The organism is Phaeobacter sp. JH20_02 (genome assembly GCF_048056915.1).
Taxonomy (GTDB): Bacteria; Pseudomonadota; Alphaproteobacteria; order Rhodobacterales; family Rhodobacteraceae; genus Phaeobacter; species Phaeobacter bryozoorum.
On the sequence record NZ_JAYMVP010000028.1, the window covers coordinates 595,211 to 621,658 of the forward strand.

27 protein-coding genes and 1 other RNA gene are annotated in these 26,448 nt (G+C 63.6%); 13 read left to right on the forward strand and 15 right to left on the reverse strand.

Going from position 1 to position 26,448, the window contains the following annotated elements; all coding sequences use genetic code 11:
- Positions 1-230 precede the first annotated feature (230 nt).
- The 3 genes from VWY34_RS16935 to mgtE all read right to left on the reverse strand — a co-directional run bounded on the left by VWY34_RS16935 (position 231) and on the right by mgtE (position 3,168).
- A complete protein-coding gene (locus VWY34_RS16935; RefSeq protein ID WP_416546349.1) occupies positions 231-1,043 on the reverse strand; it encodes a TIGR00282 family metallophosphoesterase in 813 nt (270 codons plus the stop codon).
- Between the two features lie 115 nt (positions 1,044-1,158).
- On the reverse strand, positions 1,159-1,719 hold the full coding sequence (locus VWY34_RS16940; RefSeq protein WP_340546058.1) for a 5-formyltetrahydrofolate cyclo-ligase: 561 nt from the start codon (positions 1,717-1,719) through the stop codon (positions 1,159-1,161).
- A gap of 60 nt (positions 1,720-1,779) precedes the next feature.
- Positions 1,780-3,168, reverse strand: a complete 1,389-nt coding sequence (gene mgtE, locus VWY34_RS16945; protein ID WP_416535100.1) for a magnesium transporter — start codon at positions 3,166-3,168, stop codon at positions 1,780-1,782.
- A 136-nt stretch (positions 3,169-3,304) separates the two neighbouring features.
- On the opposite strand from mgtE, the gene guaD reads away from it, so the two are divergent.
- Positions 3,305-4,591, forward strand: a complete 1,287-nt coding sequence (gene guaD, locus VWY34_RS16950) for a guanine deaminase (RefSeq protein WP_416541370.1) — start codon at positions 3,305-3,307, stop codon at positions 4,589-4,591.
- Positions 4,592-4,699: 108 nt separating this feature from the next.
- Here guaD and VWY34_RS16955 read toward each other — a convergent pair whose 3' ends face one another.
- From VWY34_RS16955 to VWY34_RS16965, 3 genes are all read right to left on the reverse strand, one after another.
- Positions 4,700-6,040 carry an 8-oxoguanine deaminase gene (locus tag VWY34_RS16955; RefSeq protein WP_416546351.1) on the reverse strand — a complete coding sequence of 447 codons (1,341 nt, stop codon included), beginning with the start codon at positions 6,038-6,040 and terminating at the stop codon, positions 4,700-4,702.
- A 115-nt stretch (positions 6,041-6,155) separates the two neighbouring features.
- Positions 6,156-6,950, reverse strand: coding sequence for a histidinol-phosphatase (gene hisN / locus VWY34_RS16960; RefSeq protein WP_416541433.1), 795 nt, complete (start codon positions 6,948-6,950; stop codon positions 6,156-6,158).
- A 65-nt stretch (positions 6,951-7,015) separates the two neighbouring features.
- A complete protein-coding gene (locus VWY34_RS16965) occupies positions 7,016-7,387 on the reverse strand; it encodes a helix-turn-helix domain-containing protein (protein WP_340546062.1) in 372 nt (123 codons plus the stop codon).
- A gap of 367 nt (positions 7,388-7,754) precedes the next feature.
- On the opposite strand from VWY34_RS16965, the gene VWY34_RS16970 reads away from it, so the two are divergent.
- Positions 7,755-8,723, forward strand: coding sequence for an NADPH:quinone oxidoreductase family protein (locus tag VWY34_RS16970; protein WP_416535097.1), 969 nt, complete (start codon positions 7,755-7,757; stop codon positions 8,721-8,723).
- Positions 8,724-8,782: 59 nt separating this feature from the next.
- Here VWY34_RS16970 and VWY34_RS16975 read toward each other — a convergent pair whose 3' ends face one another.
- The gene (locus tag VWY34_RS16975; protein ID WP_416535096.1) at positions 8,783-9,676 is read right to left on the reverse strand and encodes a LysR family transcriptional regulator; all 894 of its coding nucleotides are present in this window, start codon (positions 9,674-9,676) and stop codon (positions 8,783-8,785) included.
- Between the two features lie 127 nt (positions 9,677-9,803).
- Here VWY34_RS16975 and VWY34_RS16980 point away from each other — a divergent pair, with 127 nt between their 5' ends.
- The 3 genes from VWY34_RS16980 to VWY34_RS16990 all read left to right on the forward strand — a co-directional run bounded on the left by VWY34_RS16980 (position 9,804) and on the right by VWY34_RS16990 (position 11,898).
- Positions 9,804-10,019: a DUF1127 domain-containing protein gene (locus tag VWY34_RS16980; protein ID WP_416546353.1), complete on the forward strand. Its 216-nt coding sequence runs from the start codon at positions 9,804-9,806 to the stop codon at positions 10,017-10,019.
- Positions 10,020-10,532: 513 nt separating this feature from the next.
- The gene (locus tag VWY34_RS16985; protein ID WP_340546067.1) at positions 10,533-11,309 is read left to right on the forward strand and encodes a Bax inhibitor-1 family protein; all 777 of its coding nucleotides are present in this window, start codon (positions 10,533-10,535) and stop codon (positions 11,307-11,309) included.
- Between the two features lie 115 nt (positions 11,310-11,424).
- Positions 11,425-11,898 carry a GNAT family N-acetyltransferase gene (locus VWY34_RS16990; protein WP_416546355.1) on the forward strand — a complete coding sequence of 158 codons (474 nt, stop codon included), beginning with the start codon at positions 11,425-11,427 and terminating at the stop codon, positions 11,896-11,898.
- Positions 11,899-12,297: 399 nt separating this feature from the next.
- Here the strand turns inward: VWY34_RS16990 and rpmG are convergent, their stop codons facing one another.
- From rpmG to gatC, 6 genes are all read right to left on the reverse strand, one after another.
- On the reverse strand, positions 12,298-12,465 hold the full coding sequence (rpmG, locus tag VWY34_RS16995; RefSeq protein ID WP_007814563.1) for a 50S ribosomal protein L33: 168 nt from the start codon (positions 12,463-12,465) through the stop codon (positions 12,298-12,300).
- A 107-nt stretch (positions 12,466-12,572) separates the two neighbouring features.
- An RNA gene (rnpB, locus tag VWY34_RS17000) (RNase P RNA component class A) lies at positions 12,573-12,993 on the reverse strand.
- A gap of 170 nt (positions 12,994-13,163) precedes the next feature.
- Positions 13,164-13,874: an N-acetylmuramoyl-L-alanine amidase gene (locus tag VWY34_RS17005; protein WP_416546356.1), complete on the reverse strand. Its 711-nt coding sequence runs from the start codon at positions 13,872-13,874 to the stop codon at positions 13,164-13,166.
- A 15-nt stretch (positions 13,875-13,889) separates the two neighbouring features.
- On the reverse strand, positions 13,890-14,663 hold the full coding sequence (locus VWY34_RS17010; protein ID WP_416546358.1) for a hypothetical protein: 774 nt from the start codon (positions 14,661-14,663) through the stop codon (positions 13,890-13,892).
- A 39-nt stretch (positions 14,664-14,702) separates the two neighbouring features.
- Entirely contained in the window at positions 14,703-16,190 is a 1,488-nt protein-coding gene (gatA, locus tag VWY34_RS17015) for an Asp-tRNA(Asn)/Glu-tRNA(Gln) amidotransferase subunit GatA (protein ID WP_416546360.1), read from the reverse strand.
- 3 nt (positions 16,191-16,193) lie between these two features.
- Complete coding sequence (gene gatC / locus VWY34_RS17020) at positions 16,194-16,481, reverse strand: Asp-tRNA(Asn)/Glu-tRNA(Gln) amidotransferase subunit GatC (protein WP_008561736.1); 288 nt, start codon at positions 16,479-16,481, stop codon at positions 16,194-16,196.
- A 193-nt stretch (positions 16,482-16,674) separates the two neighbouring features.
- Here gatC and VWY34_RS17025 point away from each other — a divergent pair, with 193 nt between their 5' ends.
- A complete protein-coding gene (locus VWY34_RS17025; protein ID WP_416546362.1) occupies positions 16,675-17,367 on the forward strand; it encodes a metal-dependent hydrolase in 693 nt (230 codons plus the stop codon).
- A gap of 148 nt (positions 17,368-17,515) precedes the next feature.
- Here the strand turns inward: VWY34_RS17025 and VWY34_RS17030 are convergent, their stop codons facing one another.
- Positions 17,516-18,139 (reverse strand): DNA-3-methyladenine glycosylase I, encoded by a 624-nt coding sequence (locus tag VWY34_RS17030; protein ID WP_416546364.1) that lies wholly within the window; start codon positions 18,137-18,139, stop codon positions 17,516-17,518.
- Positions 18,140-18,222: 83 nt separating this feature from the next.
- Positions 18,223-18,684, reverse strand: a complete 462-nt coding sequence (locus VWY34_RS17035) for a nucleoside deaminase (protein WP_340546073.1) — start codon at positions 18,682-18,684, stop codon at positions 18,223-18,225.
- A gap of 62 nt (positions 18,685-18,746) precedes the next feature.
- Here VWY34_RS17035 and VWY34_RS17040 point away from each other — a divergent pair, with 62 nt between their 5' ends.
- The 7 genes from VWY34_RS17040 (at position 18,747) to VWY34_RS17070 (ending at position 26,423) form a co-directional block, all read left to right on the forward strand.
- A complete protein-coding gene (locus VWY34_RS17040; protein WP_416546366.1) occupies positions 18,747-20,099 on the forward strand; it encodes a pseudouridine synthase in 1,353 nt (450 codons plus the stop codon).
- 191 nt (positions 20,100-20,290) lie between these two features.
- Positions 20,291-21,208 carry a 5-bromo-4-chloroindolyl phosphate hydrolysis family protein gene (locus tag VWY34_RS17045; RefSeq protein ID WP_416546368.1) on the forward strand — a complete coding sequence of 306 codons (918 nt, stop codon included), beginning with the start codon at positions 20,291-20,293 and terminating at the stop codon, positions 21,206-21,208.
- A 22-nt stretch (positions 21,209-21,230) separates the two neighbouring features.
- Complete coding sequence (locus tag VWY34_RS17050; RefSeq protein WP_416535086.1) at positions 21,231-22,427, forward strand: toxic anion resistance protein; 1,197 nt, start codon at positions 21,231-21,233, stop codon at positions 22,425-22,427.
- 86 nt (positions 22,428-22,513) lie between these two features.
- Entirely contained in the window at positions 22,514-23,398 is an 885-nt protein-coding gene (locus VWY34_RS17055) for a DUF2927 domain-containing protein (RefSeq protein WP_340546338.1), read from the forward strand.
- A gap of 56 nt (positions 23,399-23,454) precedes the next feature.
- Positions 23,455-24,642, forward strand: coding sequence for an SPFH domain-containing protein (locus tag VWY34_RS17060; RefSeq protein ID WP_416539063.1), 1,188 nt, complete (start codon positions 23,455-23,457; stop codon positions 24,640-24,642).
- Between the two features lie 87 nt (positions 24,643-24,729).
- Positions 24,730-25,257, forward strand: a complete 528-nt coding sequence (locus VWY34_RS17065) for a cytochrome b/b6 domain-containing protein (protein ID WP_416546370.1) — start codon at positions 24,730-24,732, stop codon at positions 25,255-25,257.
- Between the two features lie 11 nt (positions 25,258-25,268).
- Complete coding sequence (locus VWY34_RS17070) at positions 25,269-26,423, forward strand: TFIIB-type zinc finger domain-containing protein (protein ID WP_416541359.1); 1,155 nt, start codon at positions 25,269-25,271, stop codon at positions 26,421-26,423.
- The last annotated feature ends 25 nt before the right edge of the window (positions 26,424-26,448 follow it).

The window sequence follows — 26,448 nt, forward strand, 5'->3', positions numbered from 1 at the left end:
CCTCGCATATCGCGCGGCCCAAGGGAGTGAACCTGATCCGGTCACCGGAGGCAAGTGTTTCGCAACACGATGGGAGCATCTGGTCCCTATTTAGCGGTCCTTTGCGAATAAGCTTCGGAATTTGAGGGGTTTGGCGGGCGAATATCCCGCCCCGCCTGCCCAGATTTCGCGCATGGAACGGGCGGGGTTGCCGTGGCCTGCACTAGGGGGCCTGGATCGGGTGGCCAGCGTCAGGGAGTTGCCTGCTCGAGAAGGCCGCCGACCCGGATCATGCGGATCGATTTGGCCGCCCCGGTGCGATCATCGGTTTCGACAAAAACACCCGACAGGGTTGCCGGGCCTTCGGCCGGGGTAAAGCGGTTCTTGGGCATGCCGGTGAGAAAACGGCGCATCGGTTCGGCTTTCTCCATGCCGATCACCGAATTGTAATCGCCGCACATGCCAGCATCGGTCAGATAGCCGGTGCCCTCCGACAGGATCTGCGCATCGCCCGTCGGCACATGGGTATGGGTGCCCACCACCAGCGACGCGCGGCCATTGCAGAAATGGCCCATCGCCATCTTCTCGGAGGTGGCCTCGCAGTGCATATCCACGATCACCGCCTGCGCCAACCCACCGCGTGGGTGCGATTTCAGCACCGCCTCAACGGCGCCGAAGGGATCGTCATAGGCCCGTTTCATGAACACCTGCCCCAGTGCCTGCACCACCAGCACCTTGCGCCCGCCCGGAGCATTGAACAGCCGGTAGCCGCGCCCCGGCGCGTTTTTGGCAAAATTCAGCGGCCGGATGATGCGCGGCTCTTTCTCAATGGCCTGCAACATGTCCTTCTGGTCAAAGGCATGATCGCCAAGCGTCAGGCAATCGGCCCCGGCATCCAGCAGCAGCTTGGCGTGTTCGCCATTGAGCCCCATACCGTTTGAGGCATTCTCGCCATTGACCACGACAAAATCGAGCCGCCAGTCCTTGCGCATCTGCGAGAGGTGTTCGGAAATGGCCTTGCGTCCCGCACGGCCCATGACATCGCCAAGAAATAATAGTCGCATTGCCGCGTGGTACGCCGTTGCAAGGCTCAGGACAAGAGCCGCGTTGCGGGTGCAAAACTTTTTGAAAAGTTTTGCCAAGGTTTTTTGACAAACCCTTGGCCCGTCGCAGCGGGTGTCAGCTGAACTGCAACACCCGGCTTTCGGTGATCAGCATGTCCAGCGGCTGGTCGGTGGGCTCCAGCGGCAGGCTTTCGGCCTCCTGCGCATCAAAGGCAAAACCGATGGCGAGGGTTGGACGTTTGGCCCGCAGCAGTTCCAGAGTGCGGTCATAAAAGCCGCCGCCATAGCCCAGCCGCCCGCCGCGCGCATCAAAGGCGACCAGCGGCACGATCAGGATTTCCGGTTCGAAATAGTCATCGACCTCCGGCACCTTTGCCCCAAAGGGACCGTCACGCAGCGCGCCATCAGGCTGCCAGCGGCTGAAGTTTAGCGGTGTATCCTTGGCCTGGATCACCGGCACACCAACAGGGCCATGGGCGGCGGCTTCCGCCATCGCAGGAAGCGGGTCGATCTCGGTGCGGATCGGCATATAGCCCGACAGCGGCACGCCGCGATAGCCTGCCAGCACCTCCGAGAGATGCCCCGCCACACCGGGTTTATTCATGTCAAAGGCGGCCTTGCGGCGCTGAAAGGCCGCCTTGCGGGCGTCGGCCTTGATCCGGGTGAGGTCATCCATGGTGCGGCTCCTGTCAAAGCAAGTGAACACCACCCGGACGGGCGGCAACAGCGGGCAGGATCAGAGCAGCAACACCCCGGCCAGCCCGAGAAAGGCAAAGAAACCAACGATATCCGTGACCGTTGTCACAAAGGCGCCGGAGGCCAGCGCCGGGTCGACGCCGATTTTCTCCAGAATAATCGGCACCGCTGTCCCCGCCAGCCCTGCGACGACCAGATTGATCACCATAGCGACGGCGATCACGACGCCCAGCATAGGTGAGCCGAACCACAGGATGCCGACAACGGCCATGATCAGCGCAAAGGCGAGGCCGTTCACCAGGCCCACTAGGACCTCCCGCCGGATCACCCGCCAGACGTTGGAGCCGGTGAGGTCGCGGGTGGCCAGTGCGCGCACCGCCACGGTCAGCGACTGGGTGCCGGCATTGCCACCCATCGAGGCCACAATGGGCATCAGCACCGCCAGCGCCACAAATTCCGCAATCGTCGCCTCGAACTGGGCAATCACCAGCGAGGCCAGAATCGCCGTTGCCAGATTCACCGCCAGCCAGGGAAAGCGTTGCTTCGTTGTGGCCATGACCCGGTCGGCCAGGCTGCCCTCACCGACACCGGCCAGACGCAGGATGTCTTCTTCATGTTCCTCATCCAGCACGATCATGGCGTCATCCATGGTGATGACACCAACCAGCCGCCCCTCGTCATCGACAACCGGGGCCGAAATCAGGTGATACTGGTTGAAGGCATAGGCGACGTCTTCTTCGTCCTGATCGGCGGGAATGATCTGAAAGGTGTCTTCGACGATCTCGCTCAGCCGCACCTCCCGTTTCGAGGACATGATACGGCCAAGCGTGACATTGCCCACCGGGTGCAGCCGCGGGTCGACCAGAACCACATGGTAGAACTGATCCGGCAGGTGTTCGGATTCACGCATGAAATCAATCGCCTGCCCCACCGTCCAGTGGTCGGGAGCCATCACCACCTCGCGCTGCATCAGACGGCCAGCGGAGTTCTCCGGGTAGCTCAGCGATTGCTCCACCGCGACCCGGTCGGCATCTTCGAGCGTATTGAGGATGGCCGCCTGCTGAGGCTCTTCCAGATCCTCCAGAAGGTCGACCACATCATCGCTTTCGAGGTCGCGCACCGCCTCGGCCAGAACCTGCGGCGCCAGCAGCGAAATCACCTCTTCGCGGATCGATTCATCCAGTTCCGACAGGATCTCGCCGTCGAATTCGCGGTCATAAAGGCGGATCAGGCGGCCACGTTCGTAGGCGCTGATCTGTTCCAGAAGGTCGGCGATGTCAGCAGCGTGCAGCGGCTCCATCAGCTCGGTCAGCTGAGGCTGGTCATCGGCCTCCACCGCCTCCAGAATCTGGGCAACCCGTTTGCGGTCCAGCTCGTAGGCATCCTCGAATGTGGCATCGACTGGCTCTTTTTGGTCATCTGCGATCATTCCGAGGCCCCTTTTGGTGATTGCTTCTGGAATAAAAGAAGCTGTTACCGAAAAACAATGACAATGACGTAATTTACCGTCGATGTCGCTGCGCGTATCCTGCGCATCGCAGTTTGGCAAGAAAGGACCGCGTTGGATGCAGGCAGAATTTATCTTACGGGGGCAGGTCCTGTCATTTGCGGGAGACCCGTTTGAGGGCGACCACCCTGAGGCTGCGGCGACGCTGCATGAAGCGGTGGCGATTGGTGGTGGCAAGGTGCTGGAACTGGGCGCGGCTGATGCGCTGCGCAAGGCCCACCCCTCCGCCAGCCTGGTGGATCACGGCGATCACCTGATCCTCGCCGGCTTTGTCGATGCCCATGTGCATTTCCCGCAGACCGCGATCATTGCCAGCTGGGGCAAGCGGCTGATCGACTGGCTGAACAGCTATACTTTCCCCGAGGAGATGCGTTTTGGCGACCGTGGCTATGCCGATGAAATCGCAGGCCGCTATCTGGATCTGACACGGGCCAATGGCACCACCACGATGTGCAGCTACTGCACCATCCACCCCGAAAGCGTGGAGGCGTTTTTCAGCGCTGCGCAGGCGCGCGGGCAGCGCGTGGTTGCGGGCAAGACCTGCATGGACCGCAACGCCCCCGAAGGCCTGCGCGACACCGCGCAATCGGCCTATGACGACAGCGCTGCATTGATTGGCCGCTGGCATGGCGTGGACCGGCTGTCCTATGCGATCACGCCACGGTTCTCGCCCACCTCGACCCCCGAACAGCTGGAGGCGATGGGCGCGCTTTGGGCCGAGCACCCAGACTGCCTGATGCAGACCCATCTGAGCGAGCAGACCGACGAGATTGCCTGGGTGAAATCGCTGTTTCCCGAGGCCCGGGACTATCTGGACACCTATGAGCAATTTGGCCTGCTGGGCGAACGTGGCCTCTACGGTCATGCGATCCATCTGGAAGACCGCGAGCGCGCCCGTCTGCGCGAGGTTGGCGCGGCGCTGGTGCATTGTCCAACCTCCAATACCTTCATCGGGTCTGGGCTGTTCGACATGGCCGGGCTGATGGCTGAGGGGCAACGCATTGGTCTGGCGACGGATACCGGTGGTGGCTCCAGTTTCTCGATGCTGCGCACCATGGCGGCGGCCTATGAAATCGGCCAGCTGCGCGGCACGCCGCTGCATGCTGCACAATTGCTGTGGCTGGCCACCCAAGGCTCGGCCCGCGCGCTGCGCATGGAGGCCCAGATCGGCAATCTCGCCCCCGGCATGGAGGCCGATCTGGTGGTCCTGGATCTGGCCTCGACCCCGGCGATTGCGCAGCGCTGCGCGGGCGCGCGCGATCTCTGGGAGGCGGTCTTTGCCACCATCATGATGGGCGATGACCGGGCGGTGACCGAGGTCTGGATCAACGGCGCGCGCAGCTGAGCCGGGCACCGAGGGGGAAAGAGGCGCTGATGCGCCTCTGCCTCCGGCGGGGATATTTCGGGCCAGAAGATGAGCGCCGCGCGCTGTCGCCGATCTGGTCAGCTGTCGTCAGGCCAGCTGCATCAGCCGTGTGGTGGCTTTTTGGTGCCGTTCAAGAAGGTCTGGCAGATCCACGGTCGCCAGCATGGCGTCGCGGATGATCTGGCGCCCTTCGACAAAGAGATGTTTCACCTGCGTCGGCCCCGCCAGCAGCAGCGCCGCCGGATCCCAGCTGCCGCTGGAGGCGATGCCGGTCACGTCCCAGATCGCGATATCGGCACGTTTGCCCACCGCCAGCTGGCCGACATCGCGCCGCCCCAGCACCTCCGCGCCGCCACGGGTGGCAATCTCCAGCGCCTCATAGGCGCTCATGGCATCAGCCCCCTGTGCGACCCGCTGCAAGAGCATCGCCTGACGGGCTTCGCTGATCAGGCTGGCCATATCATTGCTGGCCGATCCATCCACGCCGAGACCAACCGGCACCTGCGCATCGCGCATGGCGCGCAGCGGCGCGATGCCGCTGCCAAGGCGGCAGTTGGAACAGGGGCAATGGGCAACGCCGGTTCCGGTCCGGGCAAAGAGGTCGATTTCCCCGGCATCCAGTTTCACGCAATGGGCATGCCAGACGTCGGGGCCGGTCCAGCCCAGATCTTCGGCATATTGGCCGGGACGGCAGCCGAACTGCGCCAGGGAATAGGCGATATCCTCGTCGTTTTCGGCCAGATGGGTGTGCAGCATCACCCCCTTGTCGCGGGCCAGAAGCGCAGTGTCGCGCATCAGTTCGCGGCTGACGGAAAACGGTGAACAGGGCGCCAGCGCCACCCGGCACATGGAGCCTTCGGCGGGATCGTGGAACCGGTCCACCACCCGGATCATATCGTCGAGAATGGCGCGTTCCTCCTCGACCAGACTGTCCGGCGGCAGGCCGCCCGCGCTTTCGCCGATGCTCATGGCGCCGCGCGTCGGCTGGAAGCGCAGACCAATATCACCCGCCGCCTCGATGCTGTCCTCCAGCCGGGTGCCATTGGGATAGAGGTAGAGGTGATCGGAGGTGAGCGTGCAGCCCGAGAAGGCCAGTTCGGCCAGCCCCAGCTGGGCGGAGACATGGATGTCATCGGGGGTGAAGGCCGACCAGATCGGATAGAGCCGTTTGAGCCAGCCAAACAGCAGCGCGTCCTGCGCGCCGGGCACCGCGCGGGTGAGGTTCTGATAGAGATGATGATGGGTGTTCACAAGGCCCGGGGTCACCACGCAGCCCCGGCCGCTGATCCGCTCGCCCTCTGTGGTGAGATCGCTGCCGATCTCGGCGATCACCCCGTCGCGGATCCGCAGATCGGCATGGGTCAGCTGGCGGCGCTGATCATCCATTGTCAGCGCGATATCAATATCTTCGATCAGAATTTCAGGCACAGGTCACACTCCGTCAGGCCGCCCATTTCGGTTCAGAAGTGTGATGGCGCGCCGACAGAATATGGGCAAAGGACTCGGCGCGTGGCCGAACCCTAATGGATTGCCCGAGGTCGTTTCAAGTGGTTTTGCGGATCAGGGCAAGCGCCGCGGCATGAAGCTCGGCGGTGGCTGCGGCCAGGACCTGACCGCCCTCATGCGCAGGCTCCCCCTGCCAGTTGGTCACCACGCCACCGGCGGCCTCGATGACCGCGATCGGCGCCTGGATGTCGTAGGCGTTGAGCCCGGCCTCGATCACCAGGTCACATTGCCCGGCGGCCAGCAGCGCGTAGGCGTAGCAATCCATCCCGTAGCGGGTCAGCTGCACTTCGCTGGCGACCCGCTGGAAGGCGGCGCGTTCCGCTGCGCTGCCGACTTCGGGAAAGGTGGTGAACAGCGTGGCCGCCGACAGATCCGATGTCTTGCGGGTGCTGAGTGCGACCTCCCCCAGCGGGCCGGTCAGACTGGCCCCTTCGGGCGTGCCAATGAACCGCTCACCGATATAAGGTTGATCAATGATGCCGAGGAAAGGGCCATCCGCATCGCCAAGGGCAATCAGCACCCCCCAGGTCGGGGTGCCGCTGATAAAGCCACGGGTGCCGTCGATCGGGTCCAGCACCCATATGCGCCCGGACTGGCCACGGGTCTCGCCGTATTCCTCGCCGAGGATGCCATCGTCGGGCCTGAGTTGCGAAAGCACCGCGCGCATCGCCTGTTCGGCGGCCCGGTCGGCGATGGTGACGGGATCGAAACCTTCGTCCAGCTTGTTGTCGGATTGCAGCCCGGCTGAGCGGAAATAGGGCAGGATCGCCTGACGTGCGGCATCGGCCATCCGATGGGCAACGTCCAGATCTGAAAACGCGGCTGAAGTCATACCCGAAGGGGTGACATTCAACCGCGCATATTTCAAGCCCCAAGCCCCCACTTGAGGCGGGAAAATCAGGCTGCGTCGCTGAGCACGCGCGCCAGTTCGAACAGACGACGGCGCTGGTTTTCAGGAATCGCATAGTAGGAGCGCACCAAATCCAATGCCTCCTTGTCGCCCATCAGATCGTCAGGCACGCGTGCCTTGTCCGACGCCGGGGCATCATCATCTTGCAGACCTTCAAAAAAGAAGCTGACCGGCACGCTGAGCGCGTCGGAAATATCCCAGAGCCGGGAGGCGCTGACCCGGTTTGCACCGGTTTCATATTTCTGGATCTGTTGAAATTTAATACCAACCAGCTCTGCGAGCTGCTGTTGCGTCATGCCGATGAGCCACCGGCGATGCCGGATACGTTTCCCCACGTGCACGTCCACTGGATGAGCCATGCGTTTCTCCTAAGATTTACAAAACTGGGTGCCACCCTAACCGCCTTTTTAAACCCCCGCCCACCCGGCAAATACCGCGTGGTGCCAATGTTGCCAAAAAACCCGACGGGTTTCTGGACAAACGACAAGGCGCTCCCATTGGAGTTGAGTGTACGACCTTAACGGTTGAATTCAAGCGTTCACTCTCGCCGGGGTCAGCACCTGCGCGGCAAACGCATGATTTCATGTACCAATTTTATTTCACTTTTTTGCATGTTTTACACATGTTCTCCACCTCCCCATAAATAGTGAGGTGATCTGAAGGCGAATCTGGCATGGTTTGGCCATTCAGAATCACCTTACCCCATGCCAGATATGGAAAAATGATATGCGCGCCTACAGTGTCAGCAGTTTTGACATTTCCCCGACTATCGCAGAAGTTGACGTAGGATCACCGGGAAGCGGAGAAGTTGCAGTTGCAATACACGCCTGTGGGTTGAACTTTGCCGATCTTCTTCTGCTCCGTGGCAAATATCAGGATACGCCGGACCTGCCATTTATTCCCGGTTTGGAACTGGCGGGCGTCATTCAGGCGCTTGGCCCTGATGTGGAGGGGCTGGCGGTTGGCGATCGGGTGGCGGTGTTTTCCGGTCAGGGCGGGCTGGCGGAGGCCGGGGTGTTTGCGGCCGATCGCGTCACGCGGATCCCCGATGAGATGTCCTTTGCCGATGCGGCGGCGTTTCAGATCACCTATGGCACCGGACTGGTTGCGCTGGATCACTGTGCGCGGTTGCAGCCGGGGGAAACCCTGCTGGTCACCGGCGCTGCCGGTGGTGTCGGGCTGACGGCTGTGGAAATCGGCAAACGTCTGGGCGCGCGGGTGATCGCCCATGCGCGTGGAGCCGAGAAGCTGGCCGTGGCCAAGGCGGCGGGCGCGGATCATCTGATCGACGCCGACGAGGATCTGCGGCAGGCGGTCAAGGATCTGGGCGGGGCCGATGTGGTCTATGAGGCGATTGGCGGCGATGTCTGGCAAGCGGCCTTTCGGTCTACCAACCCGGGCGGGCGGCTGCTGCCCATCGGCTTTGCCGGCGGCGAGGTGCCGCAGATCCCGGCGAACCACCTGCTGGTGAAGAACCTCAGCGTTATCGGGTTTTACTTTGGCGGCTACCTGAAGAGCCACCCGGCGGTGGTCAGGGGCGCCATCGCGCGGCTGATCGACTGGTATCGTGACGGCTCGCTGCGCCCACACATCAGCCACCGCCTGCCGCTGGAGGAGACTGACGCAGGGCTGGAGCTGCTGCGCAACCGCAAAGCCACCGGCAAGGTGGTGATCATGATCCGGCCAGAGGCCTAGGCGACGGCAGCCGCCGCCGCGCAGGGCAACCGCAGGGCGCGATCCCTAGGGCGCAGGTGTCAGGCTGCGGTCCAATGGGATTGCGCCGCCGCCAGCGGGGTACTGATGTTGCGAAAGGCCTTCCGCACCAGAAAGGCCAGTTCAGTCACCATCGGAGAGCCAGAGGTCTCTGCCCCATAGAGGTTGATCAGCTGGATCGGCAGATCCGGCAGGCTGCCACCGTGGTCGATCTGTAGCAGATGCGGCGGCTCGGTGCCCTCGATCATGGTGTGGATCGCCAGATCGGCGCTGACCGTCGCCTCGATGGTGCGGTCGCTATCGGTCTCCACCACCATTTCCCAGGCGATACCGGCGGCGTCCAGCGCGCTCACCACCTTGGGCCGGAAGGTGCAATAGCGGCCAAAGGCCAGTTTCAGCGGTCGCTGCCGCCAGGCTGATCCATTGGGCGCACCAATCCAGCACAGCGGCCGCTTGGCCAGCGTTTCGCCGTTTTCCGAGGTGGCGGTTTCGGTGGTCAGGATCAGATCGCATTCACCGCGCGAAAACTGCTCCTTCAAAGAGCGGGTATAGCTGGAGATCAGCTGCACCTTCACCCGTGGGAACGACGCATTGAAACGCTGTAGCACCTGCGGGATCGCCGGGTAGACAATGTCATGCGGCACCCCAAGAACGATTTCACCTTCATAGGCCTGATCGGTCAGTCGCCCGATCACCTCGTCATTCAGCGCCACCATCCGGCGCGCATAGGCCAGCAGCTGCTCGCCCGATGCGGTCAGCGCAATGGTGCGGCCAGAACGGTCCAGCAGTTGCAGGCCCAACAGCTCCTCCAGCCGCTTCAGCTGCATGGAGACCGCCGATTGGGTCAGATGCAGAAAACCGGCCGCGCGGGTCACCCCGCCATTGTCCGCAACCGCCACAAACGAGCGCAGCGTGGTGATATCGAGATTTCGCATCATCACAATCCCTGATGGTTTAAATCATAAACATTCGTTTTTCATATCAATCACACTCCGCCATATACATCAATAGAATTGATCAGACACTGCAACCTCATCAGAGTTCCAGAAAAGGACAAAAATCATGACCTATATGGACAACAGCCTGCGCAACTGCACCTGCGCGCCCCGCCGCTCGTTCCTCGCAACCGTTGCCCAACGCCTCGCCATCTGGCGCGAACGCCGGATGCTGGCCACGCTTGATCAAAGCGCGTTGGACGACATGGGCATCAGCAAGACCGAAGCCCAGGCAGAGGCCCGCCGCCCGATCTGGGACGCGCCGAGCAGCTGGCGGCGCTAGACCCGGCGCCAGCTGCTCGCAGCCGCCACCCGACAGAAGACAACAAAGAGGTCCGCGCTGCGGGCCTTTTGCACCCCCAACAGTCTGCCCCCCGGATCAAGGTTGGGAGACAAGGAACTCTCTGGGACCGTCACCGGAGGTGTCGCCGACGCACAACCGGCGGCCACCTGTGGCGATGCCGTGAAGATGGAATCTTTGTGCGTCTTTTGTGGGTTCATATGTTAGCCTGCAACAGGGTCGCCTAGACAGCACCAACAGAACCGCACGCCCAAGTTGTGAAAACTGCCTCAGGGCGATCTCAGAGGGGGCGCGGACCCGGATCCGGAACACTTTGGTCTGGTTCTGTGCAAGCCCTCGCCAAACATCCCAGGTTTTTTGTCGATAATTCCACCGAAACTTCGGTCTACGGCCTTGAACCGCGCCCCGCTTCACCCGATATTTGCGAGGAACGCCAGGTCTCTGCACGCAGCAGGAAACCTGCGCGAGGGAGTTTAAAGACGGAGACCATGATACATGGCACAGTTTGACACCATCCGGTCCACAGCGGGCGCACGCTCTGCGGAGATCGATGCGGGCCTGCGCGCCCATATGAACAAGGTCTACGGCACCATGGCCGTGGGCACATTCATTACATTTCTGGCTGCCTGGGCCATCTCCGGCCTGGCGGTGACCTCCGATCCGGCCAATGCCGCAGCCCAGCTGAGTGCCGATAAATACCTGACCAGCATCGGCTATGCGCTTTACGCCTCGCCGCTGAAGTGGGTGATCATGTTTGCCCCGCTGGCCTTTGTGTTTGGCATCGGCGCCGCCGCGAACCGCATGTCGGCCGCGGGCGTCCAGCTGCTGTTCTACGTCTTCGCCACCGTGATGGGCTTGTCGATCAGCTCGATCTTCCTGGTGTTCACCGGCGAAAGCATCGTGCAGGTGTTCCTGATCACCTCCATCGCCTTTGCGGGCCTGTCGCTGGTGGGTTACACCACCAAGAAAGACCTCTCCGGCATGGGCGCCTTCCTGATCATGGGCCTGATCGGCCTGATCGTGGCGTCTATCGTCAACATTTTCCTGGCGTCGTCGGCAATGGCCTTTGCGATCTCGGTGATCGGCGTGCTGATCTTTGCGGGCCTCACCGCCTATGACACCCAGCGGATCAAGAATGACTATCTCCAGCACGCCCATATGGGCGACCAGGAATGGCTGGCGAAATCCGCGATCATGGGCGCACTGAGCCTCTATCTGGACTTCATCAACATGTTCATGATGCTGCTCCAGCTGCTTGGAAACCGCGAATAACGCGTCTCCTTCCAGAGCCAACCAAGACCGGGGCGGATCATCACGATCCGCCCTTTTTCTTTGCCCGCGCTGCGGTTGCGGCCGGGACATGTCACGCAACGAATTTGAGACACCGATGAGATTGATTGATATCGCCCCAAAAGAGGCGCACCGCATTGTCCCGCTGCTGCAAGAGCTGCACGCGCTGCATGTCACCCACCAGCCTGACCGCTACCCGGCCGATCCTGATGGTGCAGCGCTGGCCCGCTGGCTTGAGACATGGCTGAGCGAGCCAAGCCTGACCGCCCGCGCCGCCGTCAGCCCGCAGGGGCGGATCATGGGCTATGTCATCTATGGCATCGAGGAGCGCCCTGCCCTCCCCGTCCGCAGGGCCGAGACCCGCGCCATGCTGCACCATGTCGCCGTCGCCAAGAGCTGGCAGCGCATGGGTGTCGCAACCGCGCTGATCACCGATATGAAGCGTTCTGTGGCGGCCAAGGGCGTTCCGGTGATCGCCACCACTTACGCCTCCTTCAACACCGCCTCTGCGGCGCTGATGCAGCGTATGGGCCTGCTGCCTGTGATGGTCATGGCCGAGTGGCGCGGCTAATCTGCGGCCACAACGAAAAACAGGAGGCGACCCCACCGTCGCCTCCTGTCATGGTCGCTCCCCCGAGCCGACCTGTGGTGCTGTGAACTTCCGAAACCGCGCGCTTCTGGCGCTGCATCCCGGACCCACTCTCTCACCCACATCCCAGGACATATGTGACGGCCAAATGTGGCATTTTCGGGCCGATCCGGCGCACCGTCGGTGTTTTCATTTACCGAATTTTCATAAAATGCGCGCGACCGGCAGCCCGGCCAGCGGCGCCCGGTCAGTGGCGCCCGGTCAGTCAGGCAACAGCGCGGCCACACGAAAAAGGGCCGCACCCTGGTGCGACCCTTCTGATCTACTGTCCCGAATATCGGGGGCGGTGTCGCGGCCGGAGGCAGCGCAACACCAAGAGGCTTATTTGATTTTGCCTTCTTTGTATTCAACGTGCTTGCGCACGACCGGGTCGTACTTACGCACAACCATTTTCTCGGTCATGGTGCGTGCGTTTTTCTTGGTCACGTAGAAGTGGCCCGTGCCCGCGGTCGAGTTCAGGCGGATCTTGATTGTGGTCGGCTTCGCCATGGTATTCTCCTGCGTCCGAAAAGGCAGGGGCCTCTCGGTAAATTCCTATATGAGCGTGCGCTTTTACCTGCACCACCCCGCGAGTCAATAGGATTCGAGGGGATATTTTGCGCAGAGGGCCTGTAAGCCGGATTTTGTTCCAGGGCCAGGGCCCCTTCGACGACCATTCATCTAGGATGCACATTGCTGCGCACCTCCAGCTGCCAACCCGACCCCTCTTGGCCAAAACATGCCTAGCGGCGGTATCGGCTGACGCCGACCGGCCCGCGCGGGGGTCCTATTTGGCATTGCTCCCGGTGGGGCTTGCCGTGCCGCCCCTGTTGCCAGCGGCGCGGTGGGCTCTTACCCCACCGTTTCACCCTTACCCACATGGGATCACCTGACAGGCAGGCGCATATGGGCGGTCTGTTTTCTGTGGCGCTCTCCGTCAGATCGCTCTGCCCGGGCATTACCCGGCACCGTTGTTTTGTAGAGTCCGGACTTTCCTCGCGACGCCTTGCGGCCCCCCGCGGCCGTCCGGCCCTCTGCGCAGGGGTTGGCGTAGAAACTACTGCGCCCAAGGTCAAGCGGATAGTGCACCGGGGGCGTTGCCCCCTCGCGCCTGCGGCGCTCACCCCCAGGATATTTGCGCCAGAAGATGCCGGGACGCTCTCTATCTTCTGGCGTCAAATATCCCGGAGCGCGAGGCAGAGCCTCGCTCAGGCCTCTGCCCGGGACGCATCGGTCAGCAGCGACAGGACGTCCCTGTCGGTCAAGGGACCGGTCTGCCATGGCCGGAATCTGAGGCGCACCGCCTGCAGCAGGGTGGCGTCATCCACATCCGCCGTAAAGCCACGCCGCCGCGCCAGAGCGCGAAAGCGGTCCATCCCGACGTCGGTCTCTGGCCGCGCCGCAGCACCCGGCGCGGCGCTGGCCAGCCCCTGTCTGGCCAGCCGCGCCCAGTCAAAGCGGGCGCCCGGGTCACATTTGCGCCCCGGCGCCATGCAGGAATGCCCGATCACACCGGAGGCCGGGATCCGCCAGCGCAACAGCACAGCCCGCAGCAGCCCCTCCAGCCGGTTCATCTGGGCTGCAGAAAACGGATGATCGCCCCGGTTGTCCAATTCGATCCCGATCGAGCGGGAGTTGATATCCTCCTGCCCGCACCATTCCCCGGCGCCGGCATGCCAGGCGCGGTCGGCCTCCCTGACCATCTGCCACAGCCGTCCGTCAGCGGCGATCAGGTAATGGGCCGACACCTCGTACCGCGGGTCGCAGAGCCGCTCCAATGCGGCCTCGGCACTGTCCATCGCGGTGTAATGCAGCACAACCAGATGCGGCGTCAGATCATGGCGGCGCGCATTGAAATTGGGACTGGGATGCCAGATGGCATCCGTCCCGGTGTCAGCAGAGGTCGGCGGAGGTGTCATGAGGCGCCAGCCGCCTCAGTTCTGCACCGCAAGTCGATAGGGCGCTGGATCCCAGCCGCAGGCGTAGCCGTCCCCATCGGGATCAAGCGCCTGGCGGTCACGTTTCGGGCCGCCCGCTTCGAGAAAGGCAATCTGGGCCAGTTCCGGCGAGGCAAATCCGGCGCAGTTGCGCGAGGAGCGGGCCGCCAGGTTGAAGCCGGAGCGTGAATAGATCCGCTGCCCACGCGGGTTGGAGGTGCTGAGCGCATAGCGCACGATATTGGGATCGCGGTCGCCGCTGCGTTCGGGCACTGCGGTGGGGCTGACCACCTGATACTGGGCGCGCTGACGGGCCAGACGCTCGGCATCGCTTTCGATGCTTTGGCGCGAGGCGACCGCATCGAAATCATTCTCGTCGGAGATCCGCGGATTGCCCGCAAGGGCCGGTGCCGGGTTTGACGGGCTGGCCTCGATCGGTGCGGTGCCCGAGTTGCCGCGTGCAGCCGCGAGGGCCGCGGCGGTTTCGCGGGCAATATCGTCGCTGCTGCCGGTCGCGGGTGCGAGGGATCCGGCACTGCTGCCTGCGGCTGCGATGCGGGGGGCGGGCTGCGCGCTGCCCGGCAAGCTCTCGGTTGCGACGCGGACCGGCGGCACCAGCGGATCGCCATTAATCGTGGTGCCTGTCGCCGGTGCCCGGTCAAAGGGGCTAGAGCCAAATCCGATCTCGGGGCCACTTTCAGGCACCGGAGGCTGGCACGCGGCCAGCAGCACAAGACTGCTGGTCGCCAAGATGGACCGGAATAGACGCATGATCACCACCTGTTGGTTCTGCTCAGATCAGGACAGGGTTTACCACCATTGGGCCGGCTTGGCCACAAAACCGGCGGCCCCTTCCAGCGCATAGGCCGTATTCAGCAGATCGCCCTCTTCCCAGGGGCGGCCAATCAGCTGAAGCCCCAGCGGCAGGCCCTGCGCATCAACACCGGCCGGAACCGAAATGCCGGGCAGACCGGCGAGGTTCACGGTGACGGTAAAGACGTCATTGAGATACATCTGCACCGGATCCGCGTCGATCATTTCGCCGAGGCTGAAGGCGGCCGAAGGTGTCGCCGGGGTCAGGATCGCGTCAATGCCCTGGGCGAAGACGTCTTCGAAGTCTTTCTTGATCAGGGTGCGGACCTTGCGGGCGCGGTTGTAATAGGCGTCGTAGAAACCGGCCGAGAGAACATAGGTCCCCACCATCACGCGGCGCTGCACCTCATGGCCGAAGCCTGCGGCGCGGGTTTTTTCGTACATTTCGGTAATGCCATCGCCCGCCTCCAGCGCCGCGCGCTGGCCATAGCGCACACCGTCATAGCGCGCGAGGTTGGAGGAGGCCTCGGCCGGGGCGATCACGTAATAGGCAGGCAGGGCGTATTTGGTGTGCGGCAATGAGATATCGACGATCTCGGCCCCGGCGGCACGCAGCATCTCGGCGCCTTCGGACCAGAGTTTCTCGATTTCGCCGGGCATTCCATCCATGCGGTATTCACGCGGGATACCGATTTTCTTGCCCTTGATATCGCCGGTCAGCATCGCCTCGAAGTTCGGCACCGCCAGATCGGCGCTGGTGCTGTCCTTGGGGTCGTGGCCGCACATCGCCTCAAGCATCATTGCCGCGTCGCGCACCGATTTGGTCATCGGGCCCGCCTGATCCAGGGAGGAGGCAAAGGCCACCACCCCCCAGCGCGAGCAGCGCCCATAGGTGGGCTTGATGCCAGTGATCCCGGTAAAGGCGGCCGGCTGGCGAATCGAGCCGCCAGTGTCGGTGCCGGTGGCCGCAAGGCACAGATCCGCAGCCACGGCCGCTGCGGAGCCGCCGGAGGAGCCGCCCGGTGTCAGCTCGGCAGTATCATTGCCGCGCCGCCAGGGGCTGACCGCGTTACCATAGACGGAGGTTTCATTGGACGAGCCCATGGCGAATTCGTCCATGTTCAGCTTGCCCAGCATGACAGCGCCTGCATCCTGCAGCTGCTGCGATACGGTGGATTCATATTCGGGCTTGAAACCCTCCAGAATGCCGGAGGCGGCCTGGCTGGCGACACCTTTGGTGCAGAACAGATCCTTGATGCCGATCGGCAGGCCGCACATGGCGGGCGCATCGCCCGCCTTGATCCGTGCATCTGCTGCCTTGGCGCGCTCCAGCGCGATTTCGGGTGTCTTGTGCACAAACGCGTTCAGGGCATCTGCGGCCTCGATGGCCTTGAGGCAGGCCTCGGTCAGCTCGACAGAGGTGGTCTCGCCCTTGCGCAATGCGTCACGGGCTTCGGACAGGGTGAGTTTATTGAGTTCGGTCATGTCTTATTCAACCACCTTGGGCACTGCAAAAAACCCTTCGCGGGCATCGGGGGCATTGGCCAGGATCTTGTCCTGCTGATTGCCATCGGTCACCTCGTCGACGCGGCGTTTCAGGCGCTGCGGCGTCACCGACGTCATCGGTTCGACGCCCTCAACATCCACCTCGTTCAGCTGCTCGATAAAGCCGAGGATGGTGTTGAACTCATCCGCCAGTGCTGGCAGCGCGTCCTCTTCGACCTTGATACGGGCCAGTTTGGCCACTTTTGCGGCGGTGCTTTGGTCAATCGACATGGAAACCCTCATCTCGTGTTAGGACGCATTTACCGCCGCACCGCCGCCGCCGCAAGCCTGTGGCGGCGCGAAACCCCGGTGAAATCGGCGTGACGGAGCGCGGGCGAGTGGATTTTTGCACCAAGCGCGATAGGCTTAGGCCAAGACGATTTGCCAGCGGGGCCGATCGTAACAGTATTGAGGGAGACAGAACATGAAGATCATCTGGTTGGGCCATGGCAGTTTTCGCATCCAGACCGCAGGGCAGGTTCTGCTGGTCGATCCCTGGCTCACCGGCAATCCCATGCTCGCCGAGGACCAGCATGACGCCGCGATCACCGGCGCCACCCATATCATTCTGACCCATGCGCATTTCGACCATGTGATCGACGTGCTGGCGCTGGCGCGACGCCTGGATGTGCCGATTGTGGGGCAATATGACCTGATGGGCATCTGGGGCGAGACCGAGGAGGTCACCACCATCGGCTTCAACAAAGGCGGAACCGTCAATCTGGACGGGCCGCAACTGGCGATGGTGCCTGCCTCGCACAGCTCGACCTTTGCCACCCAGGACGGGCTGCGCACCGGGGGCAGCGAAGTCGGCTACATGCTGATGAGTGAAAACAAGACGCTCTATATCTCGGGCGATACCGGGTTGATGGCCGATATGGACTGGATGGGGGATTACTACAAACCCGACATCGGCATCCTGAGCGCGGGCGGGCATTTCACCATGGATATGGCGCAGGCGGCCTATGCGGCGACACGGTATTTCAACTTCAAGACCGTGATACCCTGCCACTACCGCACGTTCCCGATCCTTGAGCAGAGCGCGGAGAAACTGGCCGAGGCGCTGCCGGATGTGACGGTGATCGAGCCGCAGGTTCTGGACGTGATCGACGTCTAGCCGACAGGGCTCCCGCCCGGACCCCGGTCTGCGGTGCAGATCCGGCCCCGTTGGGCATGGCGCCGCCCCGGCCGGGGCGGCGCGGGCACGCGCGAAAGCCTGGTAGCGCGCTGACCTCAAAAGCGCGAAGATCACGCGTGCGGCCTTATCACTCGCCGCCGGATAAGGCCGGGGATTGAAAGCTGGCGCGCGCCCTGGCCGCCTGCGCGCGGCAGATGCAATGCTGCGCGTGATCATTGACCAGCCCCATCGCCTGCATGAAGGCAAAACAGGTGGTGGGGCCGACAAATTTCCAGCCCCGTTTCTTCAGCTCTTTTGACAGCGCGATGGACTGCGGCGTGATAGAGGCCGTCTGCGGCGGCACCTGCGCATCGGGACCGGGTTCAAACCGCCAGAAAAACGCCGCCAGCGAGCCCTCCTGCCTGACCATCTCCTGCGCGCGCCGGGCATTGTTGATCACCGCCTCGACCTTGCCGCGATGGCGGACAATGCCTGCATCCTGCAACAGGCGCTCCACATCTGCCGGGCCAAATTCCGCCACGCGGTCCCAGTCAAAACCATGGAAGGCGGCGCGGAAGTTCTCGCGCTTGGCCAGAATGGTCCGCCAGCTCAGGCCGGATTGAAAGCTCTCCAGACAGATCTTTTCAAACAGGCGGCGATCATCTGCCACCGGATAACCCCATTCCTGATCGTGATAGGCCAGAAACTCGGGCGCGGATCCAGCCCAGCCACAGCGCAGCTGCCCGTCATCTGCCAGATATTCCTTGCTCATCACTCGCCCCCCTTTTCGGCAGTGCAGGCCGCTCATATGCTGGCCCGCCGCGCCGCCACGCTACGGGCAGGAAATCGGCGCGGTCAACCGTCCCCGGCGCGACGCGCCGCAAAGAACTCCTTCAGCAGGGTTTCGGCCGGCTCTGCGCTAATGCCATCGTAAACCTCGGGCGCGTGATGAGCCTGCGGGTGCGAGAACACGCAGGCACCATGGGCGACGCCACCGGATTTCGGATCGGACGCCCCGTAGTAAACACGCCCGATGCGGGCGGCAGCAATCGCCGCCGCGCACATCGCGCAGGGTTCCAGCGTCACGTAAAGGTCGTGACCGGTCAACCGCTCGGAACCGGCGGCGGCGCAGGCCGCACGGATCACCAGCACCTCGGCATGGGCGGTGGGGTCGTTCAGTTCGCGGGTGCGATTGCCCGCCTGTGCCACGACACGGCCATCCGGCGCGATGAGTACGGCGCCTACCGGCACCTCGCCGCGCGCGGCGGCTGCGCGCGCCTCGGCAAGGGCAATATCCATATGAGAACGAAACGGCATAGCTCTCCCTGCCCCAGAATGGGAGCTTTCGCAACCGCGCGGAATGATCTATGGCCTCAGGTATGAGCAAAACACCATCCTCCCCCAAGGGCCAGCGCCCCGCAGCGGCGAAACCAGCCCGCGCCAGCAAGAAACCGACCGCCCCCTCCGCAACCGGCGAGAGCCCGGACGGCGACCGCATCGCAAAGGTGCTGTCGCGCGCCGGTGTTGCATCGCGGCGCGAGGCCGAAAAGATGATCGCCGAAGGGCGTATCGCCGTGAACGGCAAGGTCATCGACAGCCCGGCGCTGAATGTGGTGTTGGGCAAGGACCGGATCGTGGTGGATGGCATGCCGATGCAGGATCCGGAGCCGCCGCGCCTGTGGATGTATCACAAACCAGCGGGGCTGGTGACCACTACCAGCGACGAGCTGGACCGCCGGACCATCTTTGATGAGCTGCCCGAGGACATGCCCCGTGTGATGACGGTCGGCAGGCTTGACCTCAACTCCGAGGGGCTGCTGCTGCTGACCAATGACGGCGGCATCAAGCGGCAGCTGGAGCTGCCGTCGACCGGCTGGCTGCGCCGCTACCGGGTGCGGATCAACGGCCGACCGAAGGACAGCGATTTTGAACCGCTGCGTCAGGGGCTCGTGATCGAGGGAGAGAGATTTCAACCGATGACGGTCGCGCTGGATCGTCAGCAGGGCGCAAACGCCTGGCTGACCATTGGCCTGCGCGAAGGCAAGAACCGGGAGATCCGCCGCGCCATTGAGGATATCGGGTTCACCGTAAACCGCCTGCTGCGCCTGTCGTATGGGCCGTTCCAGCTGGGCAATCTGAAGCCAGGCGAAGTCGAGGAGCTGCGTCCGCGTGTGGTGCGCGATCAGCTGGGTCTGACCGGTCCCGAGACCGAGGAAGACGACAAGCCCAAGCGCCCAGGCCGCCCGGTACGACAGCGCCCCGGTGCCGCGAAACCGGCGGGCAAGCCAGCGACGAAAGCCGGCGCAAGACCAGCGACAAAACCAGGCGGCAAGCCCGTCGGAAAACCTGCCGGAAAACCGGCGGGCCGTTCATTTGCAGGCTCGGACCGCTCTGGCGACAGACCCGCAGAGCGTTCAGGCGCCCGGCCCGCCGGCCGGTCCGGTCCTGGCGGCGCGTCCGGCGGCCAGTTTTCAGGCAAGGGCAAACCCGCTGACCGGTTCGCCGGAAAGCCCGGCGGAAAACCGGCGGGTCGCAGCACCGAGACGCCGGGCGGCAGACCGACCGGCAAGCCGACTGGCAAGCAAGCTGGCAAACCGACCGGAAAACCGATGGGCAAGCCGACAGGCAAACCGACCGGAAAATTCGGCGGCAAACCCGCAGGCGGCGGAGCTGGCCGTGATGCGGGTCGCAGTTCAGCCCCACGCGGTGGCGGCAAACCGCCCCGGCGCTGAGCCACCGCCAAAGACGGCCCTGCGGCGAAGGCCTGAGACTTCCCCCTAGCAAGATGGCGCTGCATATCCTAAGTTTCCAATTGCTTGGAGCGCTCATCTCGGGGGAATAAACGTGCAGAAACTCGCCTTTGTGGCCTTGCTGATCCTGATGATCGGTCTGGCAACCGGCTGGCTGGTCGGAGGCTGATGGCATGGCGCGGCGTTTTGGCGGCAAATACAGTCCCGACGAACAAGAGCGGAAAGCCGCCGATGAACCGGCGTCGGTCGGCGCGGGCTCCAGTTCTGGCAGCTATCGCAATGCCCGCGTCGATCCGGTCGGAGCACGCGCCAATCTGATGGCGCTGCCTGCCGGTCTGGTCGCGCTGATGTCCGTTTTTTCGGGGGCTGCCGGTCTCGCCTTTGGGCTGCTTGCGGCCGCGACATGGGCCGGATCGGCCTATCTGCTGCGCGACGGGCTGAGGGCCGAGGCCGCTTATGACGATCGCAAGGTCGCCCGTCGCCCTGCCCTGCCCCGAAAGATCCTCGCCGCGCTGCTCTGCGGTGTCGGCGCGCTGTTTGCCGCCTGGCGGCAGGACCCCGGCGCGCTGACGGCGCTGATCTATGCCGCAGCGGCGAGCGGCCTGCATCTGGCGGCCTTTGGGCTTGATCCCCTGCGCGACAAGGGCGCCGAGGGCATCGACGATTTCCAGCGCGACCGGGTCGCCCGTGTCGTCGAAGAGGCGGAAACCTATCTCTCGGCCATGAAGGATGCTGCTCTGCGCGCCCGTGACCGCGAGGTCGAACAGCGGGTTGAGGCCTTTCAGGAGGTGGCGCGCGATCTCTTCCGCACGGTTGAGGAAGACCCCCGCGACCTGACCGGCGCGCGGCGCTATCTGACCGTCTATCTGATGGGCGCGCGCGACGCCACGATCAAGTTTGCCGATATCTATACGCGCAGTGGCGACCCCCGGTCGCGCGAGGATTATCTGGCGCTGCTGCGCGACCTTGAGGAAAACTTTGCCGCCCGCACCCGCAAGATGCTGCTGGAGGACCGCACCGATCTGACCGTTGAAATCGACGTGCTGCGGGACCGTTTGCAGCGCGAGGGCGTTCACCTGGACCCCCGCTGACACAGCCATAAGGAACTTCGACATGTCCAAGACGACCCAGACGAAAGCCGCCCAGGAGGCTCAGCTGATCTCCGAAATCACCGCGATCGCATTGCCGGAGCCGACGGCCGAAATCCAGTCTCTGGATCAGGCCGACGCCGCCACCAGTGCAGACATCCAGTCGCGCATGGCGCAGATCGACATGTCCGACAGCAACTCGATCATCAACTTCGGCTCCGGTGCGCAGGCTGAATTGCAACAGATCAGCCAGGCCATGCTGACCGATGTGCGCAACAAGGATGTCGGTCCTGCCGGCGATTCGCTGCGCAATATCGTCACCACGATCCGGGGCTTTTCGGTGTCCGAACTGGATGTGCGCCGCAAGCGCAGTTTCTGGGAGCGGCTGCTGGGTCGCGCTGCGCCCTTTGCGAAGTTCACCGCTCGGTTTGAGGATGTGCAGGGCCAGATCGACCGCATCACCGACAATCTGCTTGGCCATGAGCATCAGCTGCTGAAGGATATCAAGTCGCTTGATCTGCTCTATGCCAAGACGCTGAGCTTCTATGACGAACTGGCGCTCTATATTGCAGCAGGTGAGGCCAAGCTGGCCGAACTGGACAGCAAGGAAATCCCGGCGCTGGAGGCGGCAGTGGCCGCCGCACCGGAGGCCGATCAGGTGATGCGCGCGCAGGAGCTGCGTGACATGCGCGCGGCCCGCGACGATCTGGAACGTCGGGTGCATGATCTGAAGCTCACGCGCCAGGTGACGATGCAGTCGCTGCCGTCGATCCGGCTGGTGCAGGAGAATGACAAATCGCTGGTGACCAAGATCAATTCGACGCTGGTCAATACCGTGCCGCTCTGGGAGACCCAGCTGGCACAGGCTGTTACCATCCAGCGCTCCGCCGAGGCGGCGGCGGCGGTGCGCGATGCCAATGACCTCACCAATGAGCTGCTGACCTCCAACGCGGCCAATCTGCGCGAAAGCAACAAGATGATCCGGCAGGAGATGGAGCGCGGTGTCTTTGATATCGAAGCGGTGAAACAGGCAAATGCGGATCTGATCGGCACCATTCAGGAAAGCCTTCAGATCGCCGATGAGGGCAAGGCCAAGCGCGCCGCCGCCGAGGCGGAGCTGAAGAAGATGGAAGCGGAGCTGCGCGACACGCTGGCCTCGGCAAAGGCGCGGCGCGACGGGGTCGGCGATACCGCCGCCACGGCGGTTCCCGGCACCGCATGACCGCAGCCGCGCCGATATCGCAGCGCGCCCGAAGGCGACGGCTGGTGCCGGTGCTTGTCGGCGCGCTGGCCGGGACTGCGTTCCTGATGGGATGCGATCCCCTCGCTCAGCGCACCTCGCTGGTGCCGCCGACACGCCCGGCCAATCTCGCCCCGCAGCCCAAGCCGCCCTCCGCCGAGAGCCAGCGGCTGGCCCGCTACTATGGCGCCCTCCAGCAGGACCTGCTGACGCGCGGGCTGCTGCGGACCGATGGGGGCGGGCCGGAGACGCCCTATGACGCCGATGATCTGCGCCGGAATTTTGAGCAGATCGCCTTTTACGACGAATATGGCAGCAGCAATCTGCGCACCTCCGGCGCGCTTGGGCGCTGGGACGGGCCGGTGCGTCTGCGGGCCGATTTTGGCCCCTCGGTCAGCGCTGAACAGCAGCAGAAGGATCGCGCCACCCTTGATGCCTATGCCGCCCGGCTGGCCCGGATCACCGGCCATCCGATCAGCACCACCACCAGCCGCGCGCGCGCCAATTTCAACGTGATCTTTGCAGGCGCCGACGACAGCGCCTATGTCGCCGGCCGCGTGCGGGAGATCCTGCCGTCGATCAGCGACGCCGACCTAGAGGTTTTTGCCAACCCGCCGCAGAGCTACTATTGTCTGGTGCGCGCCGGGGGGCTGCAGGCGGATCCATCGTCCTATATGCGCGGGGTCGCGCTTATCCGCGCCGAGCACCCGGATCTGGCGCGGCGCAGCTGTATCCACGAGGAAGTTGCCCAGGGCCTTGGCCTGCGCAACGACAGCCCGCAGGCGCGCCCCTCGATCTTCAACGATGATGACGAATTTGCGCTGCTGACCAGCCAGGATGAGAAACTCCTGAAAATCCTGTACGATCCACGCCTGCGCACCGGCATGTCCGCCGATGAGGCGCGGCCCATCGTGCAAGCCATCGCATATGATATCATGGGAGAGCCGCAGTAGCGGCTCCGCATTTGCCGACCCCGATGCCCCGGCATCGCCGAAAGAGGATGAAGACAATGGGTATTTTCGACTTTCTCAAGGGAGAGTTCATCGACGTCATCCACTGGACCGACGACACCAATGACACGCTGGTCTGGCGGTTCGAGCGCGAAGGCCACGCGATCAAATACGGCGCCAAGCTGACGGTGCGCGAAGGTCAGGCGGCGGTTTTTGTGCATGAAGGTCAGCTGGCCGATGTCTTCACCCCCGGTCTCTACATGCTGGAGACCAACAACATGCCGATCATGACCACCCTGCAACATTGGGATCACGGCTTTCAGTCGCCGTTCAAATCCGAGATCTACTTTGTCGACACCACCCGGTTCAATGATCTGAAGTGGGGCACCAAGAACCCGATCATGGCGCGCGATCCGGAGTTCGGGCCGGTCCGTCTGCGCGCCTTTGGCACCTATAGCATCCGGGTGGTGGACCCGGCCCGGTTCCTGAGCGAGATCGTCGGCACCGATGGTGAGTTCACCATGGATGAAATCTCCTTCCAGATCCGCAATATCATCGTCCAGCAGGTGAGCCGGGTTCTCGCAGGCTCCGGCATTCCGGTTCTGGATATGGCTGCAAATACCGCCGATCTGGGCAAGCTGGTGGCGGCTGAGATTTCCGCCACGGTGGCCGAATACGGCATCGCGATCCCCGAGCTCTATATCGAGAATATCTCGCTGCCCGCCGCGGTCGAACAGGCGCTGGACAAGCGCACCCAGATGGGAATCGTCGGTGATCTTGGCCGTTACACGCAGTTCTCCGCCGCCGAGGCGATGACCGCCGCCGCCCAGGCGCCCAATAGCGGCATGGGGGCCGGAATGGGCATGGGGATGGGCATGGCAATGGCCCAGCAGATGGCGCAGATGGCGCAGCCGGGTGCCGCCGCTCATGCAGCGGGTCAGACCAGCGGTCCCTGGGGCGCGCGGCCCGCACCCGCTGCGCCGCAGGCCGCCGCGCCGGTGGCGCCGCCGCCTCCACCGGTGGAACATGTCTGGCACATCGCCGAGAACGGTCAGACCACCGGCCCCTATTCCAAGGCCCGACTGGGGCGAATGGCACAAGAGGGCGGATTGCGCCGGGACAGCCTGGTCTGGACACCCGGTCAGGACGGCTGGAAGGCGGCAGGCGATGTCATCGAACTGGCGCAGCTGTTCACCATCATGCCACCGCCGCCTCCGCCACCGCCGCCCGCACCGCCGGCTGGCTGACATCACACAATCCCGAGGGCGCTGCGATCATCGGCGCCCTTTCTCAGGACAGACCGCAGCCCCTGTGCCACGAAGGACCTTCTGCATATGACCCGACGCAGCGCGCTCAAATGGCTCCACTGGCTGAGCCTTGGATTGATCCTCTATTTCTTTCTCGTGGAACCGGAGGAGAACCGCGCCGATCCGGGGCTGGCGCTGGCCACCCACGCGGGCGTCGGCCTGCTCCTTGCCGTGGTCGTGCTGATCTGGACGCTTGTCTATCTGCGCAAAGGGCTGGCCGGGCGCGCCGGTCCCAAGCTGCCGGGCTGGGCCAAACGGTTCCACGGGTTGAACCACCGTGTCTTGCAGATCGGCCTGCCGGTCATGGTCGCAACCGGAGCGCTGGCCGGGGTGTTGGCTCCCTTTGCGATCCGCGCTTTTGGGGTGTTGCCGATCAATCCGGCCGCAGGCAGCCGCACCCTGCATGAGCTGGCTGAAGAGCTGCATGAACTTGCATTTGATGCGCTGCTCATTGTCATCGTCCTGCATGGGCTGTTCCATCTGTGGCGCCATTTCCTGTTGAAGGACAACGCCCTGCGCATCATGGTGCCGAAACTGCTGCATAGATATCTTTGAGGCTTCCCCACGTGACCCAGCCCCCACCGCCGCCGCCCTCCGGCCTGTCGCCTGCCGAGAGCTCCGCCAGCGCCGAGACGCAGGCACCGCTTGAGGAACATCGGTTCCCCTGCGAGCAATGCGGCGCGGATTATCGCTATGATCCGGAAAACGGCACGCTGACCTGCGATCATTGCGGCCACCGGGAAGCGATCCGATCCGGCCCGTGGCGGGGTGGCAGCCTGCGGGAGCTGGATTTCGAGACGGCGCTCTCCTCGGGTCTGGCCGAGGCCGACATGGAAGAAACCCGCGTGTTGCGCTGTCCGAACTGCGCCGCGCAGGTGGAATTTGACCCAAAGGACCATGCGGGGGAATGTCCGTTCTGCGCCACGCCGATGGTCACAGACACCGGGATCCACCGTCATATCAAGCCCAAGGGCGTGCTGCCCTTCGCCTTTGATGAGCGCAGCGCCCATAAGGCGATGTCGGACTGGCTGGGCCAGCTGTGGTTTGCGCCAAGCGGCCTGCAACAATATGCCCGCAAAGGTCGACGCATGGACGGCATCTATGTTCCCTACTGGACCTTCGACGCCGACACCCGCTCGCAGTATCGCGGCCAGCGCGGCACCGTTTATTATGTCACCGAAACCGTGATGGTCGACGGCAAGCGCCAGTCGCGGCAGGTGCCGAAGATACGCTGGCGGCCGGTCTCGGGGCGGGTGCAGCGGTTCTTTGACGATGTGCTGGTGCTCGCCTCCAAGAGCCTGCCGAAAAAGAACACCGATGCGCTGGAGCCCTGGGACCTGTCGGCGCTGGAGCCTTACCAGCCGCAGTATCTGGCCGGGTTCCGGGCCGAGGCCTATGCGGTGGAACTGGCCGATGGCTACGGCGAGGCGACTGCGCGGATGCGCCGGGTCATCGAACGCGACGTGCGTTTTGACATTGGCGGGGATCGGCAACGGATCGAACATATCGACAGCGATTTTTCCGATATCACCTTCAAACATGTGCTGCTGCCGGTCTGGCTGGCCGCTTATAAATATCGGGGCAAGACTTATCGTTTTGTGGTCAACGGGCAATCCGGTCGGGTACAGGGAGAACGCCCCTATTCGGTATGGAAAATTGCCGCCGCCGTTGCTCTGGCACTGCTGATCGGCGCTGCTGTGGCCTATTTCGGATCACGCTGACATTCCGCGCCGAGACCACGAGCCC